A 12,870-nucleotide genomic window follows, 5' to 3' on the forward strand; every position below is an offset into this window, starting at 1 on the left:
TCATGCCATATCTGGGTCGCACTTACCCGGCAGGGGGTCTGCCGGGGCTGCCCGAAAGCTCACGGAAAAACAACAAATGAGTTTCCTTTCAAACCTGTTCAAATTCGGATCGCAGAACATGGCGATCGATCTCGGCACGGCGAACACGCTCGTCTATGTGCAGGATCAGGGCATCATCCTGAACGAGCCTTCCGTTGTCGCGATCGAGACGATCAATGGGGTCAAGCGGGTCAAGGCCGTGGGCGACGATGCCAAGATGATGATGGGCAAGACCCCCGACACGATCGAGGCGATCCGCCCGCTTCGCGACGGGGTCATCGCCGACATCGAGATCGCCGAGGAGATGATCAAGCACTTCATCCGCAAGGTCCACGGCAAGCGCAACCTGTTCCGTTATCCCGAAATCGTGATCTGCGTGCCCTCGGGTTCGACCTCGGTCGAAAAGCGCGCGATCCGCGATGCGGCGTCCAATGCCGGCGCCTCCGAGGTGCACCTGATCCTGGAACCCATGGCCGCGGCAATCGGTGCCGACATGCCGGTGACCGAACCGGTCGGCTCGATGGTGGTCGATATCGGCGGCGGCACGACCGAGGTCGCGGTGCTCAGCCTGCGCGGCCTTGCTTACACGACAAGCGTGCGCACCGGGGGAGACAAGATGGACGAGGCGATCGTCAGCTATGTCCGGCGCCATCACAACTTGCTTATCGGCGACAGCACGGCGGAACGGATCAAGAAGGACTACGGCATCGCAGTCGTGCCGGAAGACGGCGTGGGCGAGACGATTACCCTCAAGGGCCGCGACCTCGTCAACGGCGTGCCCAAGGAGATCACGATCAACCAGGCGCATGTCGCCGAGGCATTGTCCGAACCGATCGGCGCGATCGTGGAAGGCGTGCGCATCGCGCTCGAGAACACCGCGCCCGAACTGGCCGCGGACATCGTCGACCAGGGGATCGTGCTGACCGGCGGGGGCGCGTTGATCCGCAGGCTCGACGAACACCTGCGCGAGGAAACCGGCCTGCCGGTCTCCATCGCGGAGGACCCGCTCACCTGCGTCGCCATCGGCACCGGCCGGGCCATGGAGGATCCGATCTATCGCGGCGTGCTGATGACGGCATGACCCGCAGGCCCCGCGGCCGGGGTCGCGGGGCGCGCAACAGGCAAGGAAGGGGCAGCAGGCCATGGCGCTTCCGTCATCGCGCCGTTCGGGATTTTCGAAGAAGGCGCAATATTCCGTCTTCACCGGATACCTGCTGGCCGCGCTCGGCGCGCTTCTCGGCGCTGCCCTGCTTGCTCTGTCATACTGGCAGCCGGGCAGCTTCGCCCCCCTGCGCGGCGCGGCGAGCGACGTGGTGACACCGGTGGGCGAAGTTCCGGCGGCCGCGCGCAGCGGATCGCAATCGGCCTGGGACGTGGTGACCGGCTATTTCAATGCCGGCGCGCAGAACGCGCGGCTGCGCGAGGAGAACGCGATCGCCCGCATCCGTCTCGCCGAAGCCGAAGCCATCGCGGAGGAGAACCAGCGCCTCAAGGCCTTGCTCGACCTGGCTAAGGGCGAGGTCGATCCCGTCGCCACCGCGCGCCTCGTCGGATCGAGCGCCACCAGCGCCCGGCGTTTCGCCTATGTCGGGGTCGGCAGCGCCGACGGGCTCGTGCCGGGCATGCCCGTGCGCTCCCCGCGCGGCGTGGTCGGCCGGGTGCTCGAGGTCGCGCGAGGCTCCGCGCGGATCATGCTGCTGACCGACAGCGAGAGCGTGCTTCCCGTGCGGCGCGCGGGCGACAACACAGTGGCTTTCGCCGAAGGGCGCGGCGACGGCCTGCTGCGCATCCGGCTGATCAATCTCGGGCTCAACCCGCTCGAGGAAGGGGATGTCTTCGTCACCAGTGGGGCGGGCGGGTATTACCGTCCGGGCGTCGCGGTAGCGGTGCTCAGCGAAATCACGCCCGATGGCGGGCTTGCCCGCCTTATCGCCGATCCGTCCGGGACCGATTTCGTTTCGATCGAGCCGATCTACGAGAGCGAGGCCGTCGCCGCCTCGCAGGTCGGGGGCGCGAACGAACTGACCCAGCAGGAGCTGGAAGAGTGATCGATCGCCGCGCCAGGCCCCTGCGCAGTGCGCGCTATCGCAGCAGCGGGATAAACCGCGAAGCCTCGCCCCTGCGCGCGCTCACGGTGCCTTACGCCTCGATCCTCGCCGGCTCGCTGCTGCCCGTGCTCCTCCTGCAAGCCGATGTCATGCCGCTCAGCCCCCCGCTCGGCTTCATGATGCTGCTCGCATGGCGGCTGATGCGCCCGGGCCTCCTGCCGATCTGGGCGGGCGTGCCGCTCGGCCTGTTCGACGATTGCATCAGCGGACAGCCCATCGGAAGCGCGGTTTTCCTGTGGTCGCTCGCGATGATCGCGCTTGAATATCTCGAACAGCGTATCCCGTGGCGCGGATTCTGGCAGGACTGGTTCACCGCATGTCTAGCCATCGTGACCTATATCCTTGCCGCGATGGCTCTTTCCCGCGCGAGTGTTTCCACCCCCCTTCTTGTCGCAACGGTGCCGCAGATCATGGTGGCTGCGGTGCTCTATCCGCTCCTCGCGAGGCTTGTCTCACGGCTCGACCGATTCCGCCTCGCGCGCACGCGGAGGATCGGATGAAAGGCTGGTTCAGCAAGAGCGGCCTTGCCCGTCGCGGGCCCAAGATCACCGCCTCGGGGCTGCGCAACACCTTTGACCGCCGGGCGATGGTCCTCGGCACGGTGCAGGGCGGCATCGGTGTGCTGCTGGCGGTGCGCATGGGCTATCTCGCCATCGCGGAGAACGAAAAGTACCGGCTCGAATCCGAAAGCAACCGCGTCAACCTCTCGCTGATCCCCCCGCGCCGGGGCTGGATTCTCGATCGGGGCGGCGCGCCTCTGGCTTCGAACCGGGCCGATTTCCGCGTCGACGTGATCCCCGAACGCCTGTCACAGCCCGAGGCCACGATCGACGAGATCGGCGCGCTGCTGGCCCTGAAGCCGGACCGGATCGCCGATATCAAGCAGGAGGTCGCGCAGTCCAAGGGCTATCAACCGATCGAAGTGGCAAGCGGGCTCGATTACGAACAATTCGCCGCATTGAGCGTGCGCCTGCCCGAGCTGCAGGGCATCGTCCCGCAACGAGGCTTTTCACGCTTCTATCCGACCGGATGCTCGGTCGGGCACCTGATCGGCTATGTGGGCCCGGCCAATGCCGAGGAATATGACAAGGAAGACCGCAACCCGCTGCTGATCACGCCCGGCTACAAGATCGGCAAGGACGGGCTGGAAAAGCAGTTCGAACAGGAATTGCGGGGCGTGCCGGGCGCGCGGCGGGTCGAGGTCACGGCATCGGGCCGGATCGTGCGCGAACTCGAAACGCGCGAGGACATACAGGGCGACCCGGTCAAGTTGACGATAGACGGCCCGCTGCAGGATTACGCCGCCCGCCGGATCGGGCTCGAAAGCGGTTCGGTCGTCGTCATGGACTGCGCGACCGGCGACCTTCTGTGCATGGCCTCGATGCCGAGCTTCGACCCGAACAGCTTTTCCGACGGCATCGGATCGGTCGAATATGCGATGCTGCGCGAGGACGAGCGCGTGCCGCTGCGCAACAAGGTGCTGCAGGGCCTCTACCCGCCCGGCTCGACGGTCAAGCCGATGCATTGCATGGCTTTCATGGAAGCGGGGATCGACCCGTCCGAGACGATCTCCTGCGGCGGCGGGCGGCGGATCGGAAACCGCTTCTTCAATTGCTGGAGCAATCACGGCCGGGTCGACATGGCCAAGGCGATCTACCAGTCGTGCGACAGCTATTTCTATCACTACGCCCAGGCGATCGGCTTCGACACAGTCGCGGCGATGGCAAGCCGGTTCGGGCTCGGCAAGCAATTCCCCCTGCCCGTTACCAGCCAGTTTTACGGGACTGTCCCGCGGCCCGACTGGAAACTGAACAAGTTCGGCCGCGAATGGCAGGATTACGACACCGTCAACGCCTCGATCGGACAGGGTTATTACCTCACCAGCCCGCTGCAGCTCGCGGTCATGGCGACGCGCCTTGCAACCGGGCGGCACGTCATGCCGCGGCTCGTCATGAACACGCCGACGCGCGGCATCGACCAGGTCGACGTGCCGGACGATCAGGTCGCTTTCGTGCGCCAGGCAATGAGCGACGTGGTCAATGGGCCGGGCACGGCCGGACGCGGGCGCCTGCCGTTCGACGACGTGCTGATGGCGGGCAAGACCGGCACCGCGCAGGTCGTCTCGCTATCGGTTTCCGACGGCCGTTCAGGCCCTTGGAAATACCGCGACCACGGCTTGTTCGTCTTCTTCGCCCCGTTCGAGAACCCGCGCTATGCCGGGGCGGTCGTGATCGAGCATGGCGGCGGTTCGGGGGCCGCCTATCCGATTGCGCGCGACGTGATGACCTTCATGTTCGATCCGGCCAAGGGGATGGACGCGCTGCTCAAGCTCGAGAAGCAGTGGGGCGGAACCGCCCAGCAGCGGCTCGAACAACGCTATGCCGCCTATGCCGCCGAACGCGGGGCCACGGTTACGCCGCCGCCGCGACGGGACGAGGACATATTCGACCAGGTCGAGGCCGAGGCCCGGCTGGATGCCGCCCGCACGCAGGCGATCGCCGATGACGCCATCGCGCCGCGCCCCGACCCGACCGCTTCGGGCAGTCCGCCGCCGAATGCCGGCCTGCCTCCGTCCAGCCCCCTTTCCGGCAACGAGGACTGATCATGAGCAGCGTCGTACCCGAACCGATCGCGCGCCAGCCATGGGGGATGCTGGTCCCGCTGTGCCTGCTGGTCGCATTCGGGGCGGCGGTGCTCTATTCGGCCGCGGGGGGCTCGATGGACCCGTTCGCGAGCTCGCATCTCGTGCGTTTCGGCGTGTTCATCGTCATGGCCCTGGTCATCGCTGCCTTTCCGCGCGAACTGGTGAAATTCCTCACCTATCCGGCCTATCTCGCCGTGCTCGCCATGCTGATCGCGGTCGAGATCATCGGCCAGGTCGGCGGCGGCAGCCAGCGCTGGCTAGACCTTGGTTTCATGGTGCTGCAACCATCCGAGCTGATGAAGCCGGTGATCGTGATGACGCTGGCGCAGTTCTATTCGACCCTGCCGGTCGGTATGATCACGGGCTGGCGTGCGGTGGTATTGCCGGGCGCGATCATTGCTGCGCCCGTCGGGCTTGTCCTGCTCCAGCCCGATCTCGGCACGTCGCTCGCCATCGCTTTCGGCGGGGCCGTGGTGATGCTGCTGGCCGGCCTGCCGCTGCGGTGGTTCGTCCTGGGCGGTGTCGCGGCGGGGGCGGCGGCTCCACTGGCCTTCTTTTTCGGCTTGCAGGAATACCAGCAGCGCCGAGTGCTCACCATGTTCGATCCCGAGGCCGATCCGCTCGGTGCTGGCTATCACATCACCCAGTCGAAGATCGCGATCGGATCGGGCGGGTTGTTCGGCAAGGGTTTTAACGAGGGCTCGCAAAGCCACCTGCAATACCTGCCCGAACCGCATACCGATTTCGTCTTCGCCACCATGGCCGAGGAATGGGGGCTTTTGGGCGGGCTGTTCGTGATCGGTATTTTCGCGATCATCCTGAGCTGGGGATGGCGGGTGGCGCGCGCCTCGCGCGATCGTTTCGCCCAGCTGGTCGCAGGGGGGATGGTGGCGACGATCTTCTTTTATGTCGCGGTCAACCTTCTGATGGTCATGGGCTTCGCTCCCGTAGTCGGCATACCCCTGCCCTTCATGAGCCATGGCGGTTCCTCCATGCTCACGAACATGATCTGCATTGGCGCGCTGATGATGGTCGATCGCTGGAACCGGCGAGCGCCCGGCGGCGGGCTTTCAGGCGGTTATTCGGGCGGGCTGGCCAGCTGACCTGCGCGGGCGGTCATACGCGCACCAGCCCCAGTTTGAGCGCTTTCACCACCGCCCCCACCCGGTCGCAGGCATCGAGCTTGCCGTAGACCCGGCGGGCATAGGTCTTCACCGTGTCGGGCGACAGGCCCATGATGTCGGCCGTCACCGAAAGCGATTTGCCCTCGATGAACCACTCGAGCACTTCGCGTTCGCGCTCGGACAGGCTGATAGCCCCCGGCGAGCGTTCGATGAGCACGCATACGCGCTGATGCGCGGCCTGTGCGATCGCCCGCACGAAGCCGACCGTCCCTGGCGAAACGTCCTCGATCGGGCGGTCGAAATCGATCGCGGAATAGGCATCGCGCCCGTGCAGCCCGAACAGCGGCACGCCGAAACCGTGGATCAGGCCGTGTTCGCGCATCGCTTCGAAATAGGTCTCGTTGTCGCTCGTATTTTCATCCGCCTCCATCGCCTCGCGCCAGGTCATCATGGAACCGTATTCGAGCACGCGCTGCGGGATCGGGTCCTTGCGGCGGAATTCGGACCGCTCGTAAAGCTCCAGCCAGTCATTCGAAAAGCCGCGCGAATAGACGATCGTCGAGGGGGAATTGGGCTCTTCGAAAAGCGGTGTGACGTGATAGCTCTGGCGCACCACGCCCTCTTCCTTGGCAATGTCGCAGCCATATTCGATCGCTTCGGCGATGTCTTGGATCCGGTCCAGTCTGTCGAAATGGCGCTGCATGAAGGGGTCTCGTACACGATGTCACCCGGATAGGCGACTTCCCCATACAGGCACGGATCGCGATAGGGGCCAACCAATATCAAGTTCGGGCCTTCGGGTCGCATTCTGCCCGGCAAGGGCGGTAAGGCTGAAAGCCCGGATCCTGGCGGCAGCGGCACTCCCCCCTTTTGGCCGGTCTGTCGCCAGGAACACCCCCTATTGCGCAGCTGAGTGCAGCCCGCCACCAACCATGTTGTCCCCGATGCGCCTTCTTAATCGCCTGTTCGACCGGCTTTCCACCGGCCAGCCCTGCCGCCCGCCGGAACCGCCCCTGCGCGAGGGCGGCATCGTGCTTGCCGCGCTGATGACCGAGGCGATTCGCCAGCGCGAGGCGGAGGGGAGCACCACCACCTTGCGCGCGCTCCATCGAATGCTCGATATTTCCCAACCCACAGCCTTGCGAATCGCATTCATGCTGGAACGCGAAGGCGTGGTGCGGATCGAGGAAAACCTCTCGGACCGTCTTGAAAGCACGCTGCGCCTGTCGCCCGTCACGCGCGAGAGGTTCGATTCGCTGCGATACGCGAATATCGCCGAGAAGGTCGCATAGCCCCTTCCCATCGGCGCAGAGCGCGCTATATGCAGCGCCTCACGCGATTCGGGACCGTGCGAAGCACTCCATCGCGGTGATTTTTCCGATGCCCATCGGTACGGACGCATAGCTCAGTTGGTAGAGCAGCTGACTCTTAATCAGCGGGTCCTAGGTTCGAGCCCTAGTGCGTCCACCACCCCCTCCCCTCGCTTCAGGTCACACCGCGCGCCACATCGTATGTGGGGTTTCGTTCACTTAGTTCATTCACCCCGACCGCTTCCACGCGAAAGGCAGCGCTTGATTTCACATTTCTATGTGATAGAGCGCCCGCATGAGCACATCGACTGTCACACGCGTGCGCGAACTCGTCGAGAGCGGCGCTTTCACCCGCGCCGGCCTCGCCCGCGCGGCCGGGCTCCATGCCAACACCCTGCGCGACTGCGGCGAAGAGGCCTGGAACCCGACTGCGGAAACCCTCGCGAAACTCGCCGCCTTCCTCGAGGCCAATGACGACCGCCCCGTCCTTGTCGGGATCGAGGAGATCATCGACGAGGCCAAGAACGGGCGCATGTACATCCTCGTCGACGACGAGGACCGCGAGAACGAGGGCGATCTCATCATCCCGGCCCAGATGGCGACCCCGCAGGCGATCAATTTCATGGCGACCCATGGCCGCGGCCTGATCTGCCTCGCGCTCGACAGGGCCCGTGTCGATACGCTCGGCCTCGAACCGATGAGCCGCAACAACAAGGAGTCGATGCAGACCGCCTTCACCATCTCGATCGAGGCCAAGGAAGGCGTCACCACCGGCATTTCCGCCGCCGACCGGGCGCGCACCATTTCGGTCGCGATCGACGCGACGAAGGGCGCGGGGGACATCGTCACGCCCGGCCATGTCTTCCCGCTCGCCGCGCGCGACGGCGGCACGCTGGTGCGCGCCGGACACACCGAGGCCGCGGTCGACATCTCGCGCCTCGCCGGGCTCAACCCGTCCGGCGTGATCTGCGAGATCATGAACGAGGACGGGACCATGGCGCGCATGGACGACCTCGTCACGTTCGCCCGCAAGCACGATCTCAAGATCGGCACGATCCGCGATCTCATCGCCTACCGGATGCGCAACGACCACCTCGTCGAGCGCAGCGGCGAGAGCAGCTTCGAAAGCGATTACGGCGGCCACTGGCGCATGATCACCTATCGCGACCGGGTCGAGGGTAACGAGGCCTATGTCCTGCAGAAAGGCCATGTCGTCCCCGGCGAGCCCACCCTTGCCCGGGTCCATCCGATCTCGGTCTTCGATGACGTGCTCGGCGCTCCGGGGCCGAGGAAACGGACGCTCCAGCGGGCGATGGAAGCGGTCGGCGATCACGGGTCCGGGATCATCGTCATCCTGACGGGCCGCGTCGGCTCGGGCGCGTGGACCCGGGACGAGGAGCTGCGCAATATCGGTATCGGCTCGCAGATCCTCGCCGATCTCGGCGTGCACGACATGATCCTGCTGTCCAATTCGCGCCCCGACCTCGTCGCGATCGAGGGTTTCGGGCTGACCATCACCGGCCACCGGCCGATCCCGGAGTAATTCTGCATGGCGAAAATCCTGATCGTCGAGGCGCGTTTCTACGACCATTTGAACGACCAGCTGATCGCGGGCGCGCGCGCCGTGATCGAGGGCGCCGGTCACGAGGTCGAAGTCCTCACCGTGCCCGGTGCGCTCGAAGTGCCCGGGGCGATCGCGCTGGCCGCGGAAAGCGGCGACTATGACGGCTTCGTCGCAATCGGCGTCGTGATCCGGGGCGAGACCTATCATTTCGAAATCGTCGCGGGCGAAAGCGCGCGCGCGATCATGGCGCTGACCATGGACGGCATCGCGATCGGCAACGGAATCCTGACGGTCGAGAACGAACAGCAGGCCATCGTCCGCGCCGACCCGGCACAGAAGGACAAGGGCGGCGAAGCGGCCCGCGCGGCGCTCGCCATGATCGACATTGCGGGGCGTTTCACACGCTGAAGCCGCAGGCCGCGCCGCGCCCATGCGGTTTTAGGTATTCTCCCTGATGTAGCTCTTCATAAGGGTAGGCTACGCATTCGTCCGGGGGTCGCGGCGAATCGCGCACTCAGAGGGGATCCATTTTGAACACACACGACAACGCGACCGAAGACGAACTTGCCGAAATCGCCGACATCTTGCACGATTGTCTCGCGCGGCTCGATCGGATCGGCGCCGGGATTGCCGCCATCCACGTCAATGCGGCGATCGAACATCTCACCGCTCTCGGCGAAGCGACGGGCTCCGGCGACGGATGCGATTCAATTCATGCCGCGCGCAAAGGCGACAGGGAAAGGCTCGTCTCGCTCGACCCGCGCCTGCTCTGGATCCTGCCGGCGACAGGACAGCCCAACTGATCAGGCGTGGTGCGGCGCGATGCGACGTGGACTACGCAGTTCGACTGAGTAGTGACACGTAAAGCCAGGAAACCTTCGATCGGCTAACAACTGGGTCAGCAGGGGCGATTTGCCCGGCGGTCCGTTCCGGCCTGCCGGCGGGAAACACCCCATAATCATGGTCGCAGCAGAAGGTCGAACCACTATGGCTGGCTCGAACGTTCCCACCTGTCCATCCTCCCGCCCGCTATCGGGGCGCTCCCCGGTGGCATCGGCTTTTCTTCGGAGCGGGAACGATGGATGACGCGCGCATCACCGCATTCGTCGATCCCTTCGATGATTTACCCGGGGACGAGGCCCCGACCCGCGACGAACAAGCCTCCACCGGCGAAGCGTGTGGGCTATCATCCCCGCCCGGCCATGAGCCGCATCGACCTCGGGCACGCAGCCTGCACTCGGTCGATACGGGGCCTGTCAAGCCGACGCCCACCGGTGCGCAAGGGTCAACCCCCGAGCCGCCCGATCCGAAAGACCCCGATCCGAAAGACCTTGCCGAACAGCTGTTGGCGATAGCGCGGCAATTGCGCGGGGCCGAATTCGCCGCTGATCCCGAAGTCCCGGCGGAGAATGCCCTGGCCGCAGCAGGCTCTTCCACGGAACACGCACGGCAGGAGGCTCCGCCCGCCGAGCAGCGCCAGCGGCGGCGCACCAATGCCGTAGCCGCGCGCAGGGTCTATGCCGCGCGCCGGCGCCGCGGGGCGATCTTCGGCAATCCCGACCTGTTCGGCGAACCCGCCTGGGACATATTGCTCGACCTCTATATCGCCCATGCCGAGAGCAAGGACGTCTCGGTGTCGAGCGCGTGCATCGGCTCGGCCGCCCCGCCGACGACGGGGCTGCGCTGGCTCGGCGTGCTGGCGAAAGAAGGCCTGGTCCGCCGCGAACACGATCCGGACGACCAGCGCCGGGTGCTGGTGCGCCTGACAGCGCGAGGGCTGGAGGCGATGGATCGCTATTTTACGCTCGCCGCAGGCGCGCACTAGTTCCGCATCGCTGCAGCCGCCCGCGCGGATCAGCCTTTCAGCGCACCAAAACAGCCCGCCCCGGCATAGGCCGCGCTCGTGCCCAGCTCTTCCTCGATCCGGATCAACTGGTTGTATTTCGCAAGCCGGTCAGAGCGGGCGAGGCTGCCGGTCTTGATCTGCCCGCAATTGGTCGCCACCGCGAGATCGGCGATGGTCGCATCTTCTGTCTCGCCCGACCGGTGGCTCATCACGCTGGTGTAACGCGCGCTCTTCGCCATATCGACCGCCTGGAGCGTTTCGGTCAGCGTTCCGATCTGGTTGACCTTGACCAGCAGCGAATTGGCAAGGCCGCGCGCGATCCCGTCGGCAAGGCGCGCCGGATTGGTCACGAACAGGTCGTCGCCGACCAGCTGGACGCGGTCGCCGATCTTGTCGGTCAGTGCCTTCCACCCGTCGAAATCGTCCTCGCTCATGCCGTCCTCGATCGAGCGGATCGGATAGTCGCCGCACAGTTTCGCAAGGTAATCGGCCATTTCCTCGCCCGACAGGGAGAGGTTCTCGCCCGCGATCTCGTATTTGCCGTCCCTGAAGAATTCGGTCGCCGCGCAGTCGAGCGCGAGCGCCACGTCCTCGCCGGGCTTGAACCCGGCCTGCTCGATGCTGGTCATGATGAAATCGAGCGCGGCGCGGGTGCTCGCAAGGTCGGGGGCAAAGCCGCCCTCGTCGCCCACGGAGGTTGCGAGCCCCTTGTCCGAAAGCCCCTTCTTCAGCGTGTGGAAGATTTCCGAACCCCAGCGCACGGCCTCGGCGATGCTCTCCGCGCCGACCGGCATGACCATGAATTCCTGGATGTCGATCGGGTTGTCGGCGTGTTCTCCGCCATTGATGATGTTCATCATCGGCACGGGCAGGACATGCGCCGCCACCCCGCCGACATAGGAATAGAGCGGCAGGCCGCGCGCACTGGCCGCCGCTTTCGCGGCCGCGAGGCTGGTGCCGAGGATCGCGTTCGCGCCAAGGCGGGCCTTGTTGGGCGTGTCGTCCAGCGCGATCAGCGCCATGTCGATGTCGCGCTGGTCCTCGGCATCGAAACGGCCCACCAGAAGCTCGCGGATCTCGGTGTTGACCGCATTGACCGCGTCCAGCACGCCCTTGCCCTTGTAGCGGCCCTTGTCGCCGTCGCGCAGTTCGACCGCTTCGTGGGCCCCGGTCGACGCGCCCGAGGGCACGGCCGCGCGGCCGAAGCTTCCATCCTCGAGCAGAACGTCGACCTCCACCGTGGGATTGCCCCGGCTGTCGAGGATTTCGCGCCCGTGAAGATCGATGATCGCGGTCATGTTTGGCTCCGGCTGTGAAGTTGTGTATGTTTGCAAGGCAGGAACCGGGATGGGAACAGGGGAAGCCTGCTATTCGCCGCGCAATCCCCGACCCTGTCCCTTGCCCCCGCTGTCGGGTGCGTCCCTATGCGCCCCGCCGGGGCTGCGCAAGCGGCGGATGACCCCGTTCGCGCGGGAGCGATCGCACAGGGCCAGGCAGGCGTAGTTTCGGACCTTTTTCGCCGCAAGGCCATTGCATAAGCAGGCGAAGAAGTGAATTCCTATTGCAATCATCCGATCACGGGAGGTGACGAGACGATCATGGCAGAAAGCAGCACCACGAAATCGACCACGACGAAATCGACCACGACGAAATCGACCGCGGCCAAGAAGACTCCGGCGAAATCGACCAAGGGTTCGACCACCAAGTCGACCGGTCCGAAAAAGGCCGCGTCCTCGAACAAGACCGGCGCTCTCGCCAAGGGCGCGGACAGCGATCACGCCGCCGAGGCGAAGAGCCGCTTCAATGCCGCGCTCGAGGAAGCCAAGGCCGGTGCCGCCGCACTGCGCACCGAAGCGCAGAGCCGCGCGGGTGCCTATCGTGAACAGGCCGCGGGCACGGGCGAGGAATATTCCGAAAAGGCCAAGACCCGCGCGGGCGAACTCGCGGCCGAGGGCAAGAAATCGGTCAGCGAAGGCCTCGTCTCGCTGTCCCATGTCGTCACCGACACCGCGACCAAGATCGACGACCGCTTCGGCGAGCAATATGGCGATTATGCCCGCAAGGCTTCGCGCAGCCTGACCGAAACCTCGGCCAAGCTCGAAGAGAAAAGCGTCGAGGAATTGGGCGAGGACGCGCGCGAATTCGTGCGCAAGAGCCCGGGCCTCGCGGTCGGCATTGCCGCGCTCGCAGGCTTTGTCTTCGCGCGCCTGTTCAGCGGCTCGCGCGACTGAGGGC

13 protein-coding genes and 1 tRNA gene are annotated in these 12,870 nt (G+C 65.6%); 12 read left to right on the top strand and 2 right to left on the bottom strand.

What is annotated here, in order from left to right; all coding sequences use genetic code 11:
- Positions 1-76 precede the first annotated feature (76 nt).
- The 5 genes from RIB52_RS10740 to rodA all read left to right on the top strand — a co-directional run bounded on the left by RIB52_RS10740 (position 77) and on the right by rodA (position 5,894).
- On the top strand, positions 77-1,120 hold the full coding sequence (locus tag RIB52_RS10740; RefSeq protein WP_350175434.1) for a rod shape-determining protein: 1,044 nt from the start codon (positions 77-79) through the stop codon (positions 1,118-1,120).
- 61 nt (positions 1,121-1,181) lie between these two features.
- Positions 1,182-2,087 (top strand): rod shape-determining protein MreC, encoded by a 906-nt coding sequence (mreC, locus tag RIB52_RS10745; protein WP_350175435.1) that lies wholly within the window; start codon positions 1,182-1,184, stop codon positions 2,085-2,087.
- Positions 2,084-2,647 (top strand): rod shape-determining protein MreD, encoded by a 564-nt coding sequence (gene mreD / locus RIB52_RS10750; protein ID WP_350175436.1) that lies wholly within the window; start codon positions 2,084-2,086, stop codon positions 2,645-2,647. Before mreC ends, mreD begins: the two co-directional genes overlap by 4 nt.
- Positions 2,644-4,749 (top strand): penicillin-binding protein 2, encoded by a 2,106-nt coding sequence (gene mrdA / locus RIB52_RS10755; protein WP_350175437.1) that lies wholly within the window; start codon positions 2,644-2,646, stop codon positions 4,747-4,749. The genes mreD and mrdA overlap by 4 nt, the downstream gene beginning before the upstream one ends.
- 2 nt (positions 4,750-4,751) lie before the next feature.
- The gene (gene rodA / locus RIB52_RS10760) at positions 4,752-5,894 is read left to right on the top strand and encodes a rod shape-determining protein RodA (protein WP_350175438.1); all 1,143 of its coding nucleotides are present in this window, start codon (positions 4,752-4,754) and stop codon (positions 5,892-5,894) included.
- Between the two features lie 13 nt (positions 5,895-5,907).
- Here the strand turns inward: rodA and RIB52_RS10765 are convergent, their stop codons facing one another.
- Positions 5,908-6,618 carry a helix-turn-helix transcriptional regulator gene (locus RIB52_RS10765; RefSeq protein WP_350175439.1) on the bottom strand — a complete coding sequence of 237 codons (711 nt, stop codon included), beginning with the start codon at positions 6,616-6,618 and terminating at the stop codon, positions 5,908-5,910.
- Positions 6,619-6,859: 241 nt separating this feature from the next.
- On the opposite strand from RIB52_RS10765, the gene RIB52_RS10770 reads away from it, so the two are divergent.
- The 6 genes from RIB52_RS10770 to RIB52_RS10795 all read left to right on the top strand — a co-directional run bounded on the left by RIB52_RS10770 (position 6,860) and on the right by RIB52_RS10795 (position 10,614).
- The gene (locus RIB52_RS10770) at positions 6,860-7,207 is read left to right on the top strand and encodes a hypothetical protein (protein ID WP_350175440.1); all 348 of its coding nucleotides are present in this window, start codon (positions 6,860-6,862) and stop codon (positions 7,205-7,207) included.
- A gap of 102 nt (positions 7,208-7,309) precedes the next feature.
- A tRNA-Lys gene (locus tag RIB52_RS10775) sits at positions 7,310-7,385 on the top strand.
- Between the two features lie 135 nt (positions 7,386-7,520).
- Positions 7,521-8,768, top strand: a complete 1,248-nt coding sequence (ribB, locus tag RIB52_RS10780; RefSeq protein ID WP_350175441.1) for a 3,4-dihydroxy-2-butanone-4-phosphate synthase — start codon at positions 7,521-7,523, stop codon at positions 8,766-8,768.
- Positions 8,769-8,774: 6 nt separating this feature from the next.
- Positions 8,775-9,197, top strand: coding sequence for a 6,7-dimethyl-8-ribityllumazine synthase (gene ribH, locus RIB52_RS10785; protein ID WP_350175442.1), 423 nt, complete (start codon positions 8,775-8,777; stop codon positions 9,195-9,197).
- A 122-nt stretch (positions 9,198-9,319) separates the two neighbouring features.
- Positions 9,320-9,592, top strand: a complete 273-nt coding sequence (locus RIB52_RS10790) for a hypothetical protein (RefSeq protein ID WP_350175443.1) — start codon at positions 9,320-9,322, stop codon at positions 9,590-9,592.
- A 275-nt stretch (positions 9,593-9,867) separates the two neighbouring features.
- Positions 9,868-10,614, top strand: a complete 747-nt coding sequence (locus RIB52_RS10795) for a winged helix DNA-binding protein (protein WP_350175444.1) — start codon at positions 9,868-9,870, stop codon at positions 10,612-10,614.
- A gap of 29 nt (positions 10,615-10,643) precedes the next feature.
- On the opposite strand, the gene eno is transcribed toward RIB52_RS10795, so the two are convergent.
- Positions 10,644-11,933: a phosphopyruvate hydratase gene (eno, locus tag RIB52_RS10800; protein ID WP_350175445.1), complete on the bottom strand. Its 1,290-nt coding sequence runs from the start codon at positions 11,931-11,933 to the stop codon at positions 10,644-10,646.
- A gap of 300 nt (positions 11,934-12,233) precedes the next feature.
- Between eno and RIB52_RS10805 the strand changes: the two genes are divergently transcribed.
- Positions 12,234-12,866, top strand: a complete 633-nt coding sequence (locus RIB52_RS10805; protein WP_350175446.1) for a hypothetical protein — start codon at positions 12,234-12,236, stop codon at positions 12,864-12,866.
- Positions 12,867-12,870: the final 4 nt, after the last annotated feature.

It is taken from the genome of Erythrobacter sp. (genome assembly GCF_040217515.1).
Taxonomy (GTDB): Bacteria; Pseudomonadota; Alphaproteobacteria; order Sphingomonadales; family Sphingomonadaceae; genus Erythrobacter.

Excerpts from the sequence above, each read along its gene's own strand:
- RIB52_RS10795 (WP_350175444.1), top strand. The coding sequence starts at position 9,868 with ATGGATGACGCGCGCATCACCGCATTCGTCGATCCCTTCGATGATTTA.
- RIB52_RS10805 (WP_350175446.1), top strand. The coding sequence starts at position 12,234 with ATGGCAGAAAGCAGCACCACGAAATCGACCACGACGAAATCGACCACG.
- rodA (WP_350175438.1), top strand. The coding sequence starts at position 4,752 with ATGAGCAGCGTCGTACCCGAACCGATCGCGCGCCAGCCATGGGGGATG.
- RIB52_RS10740 (WP_350175434.1), top strand. The coding sequence starts at position 77 with ATGAGTTTCCTTTCAAACCTGTTCAAATTCGGATCGCAGAACATGGCG.
- RIB52_RS10765 (WP_350175439.1), bottom strand. The coding sequence starts at position 6,618 with ATGCAGCGCCATTTCGACAGACTGGACCGGATCCAAGACATCGCCGAA.
- ribB (WP_350175441.1), top strand. The coding sequence starts at position 7,521 with ATGAGCACATCGACTGTCACACGCGTGCGCGAACTCGTCGAGAGCGGC.
- ribH (WP_350175442.1), top strand. The coding sequence starts at position 8,775 with ATGGCGAAAATCCTGATCGTCGAGGCGCGTTTCTACGACCATTTGAAC.
- mrdA (WP_350175437.1), top strand. The coding sequence starts at position 2,644 with ATGAAAGGCTGGTTCAGCAAGAGCGGCCTTGCCCGTCGCGGGCCCAAG.
- RIB52_RS10770 (WP_350175440.1), top strand. The coding sequence starts at position 6,860 with ATGCGCCTTCTTAATCGCCTGTTCGACCGGCTTTCCACCGGCCAGCCC.
- eno (WP_350175445.1), bottom strand. The coding sequence starts at position 11,933 with ATGACCGCGATCATCGATCTTCACGGGCGCGAAATCCTCGACAGCCGG.
- mreC (WP_350175435.1), top strand. The coding sequence starts at position 1,182 with ATGGCGCTTCCGTCATCGCGCCGTTCGGGATTTTCGAAGAAGGCGCAA.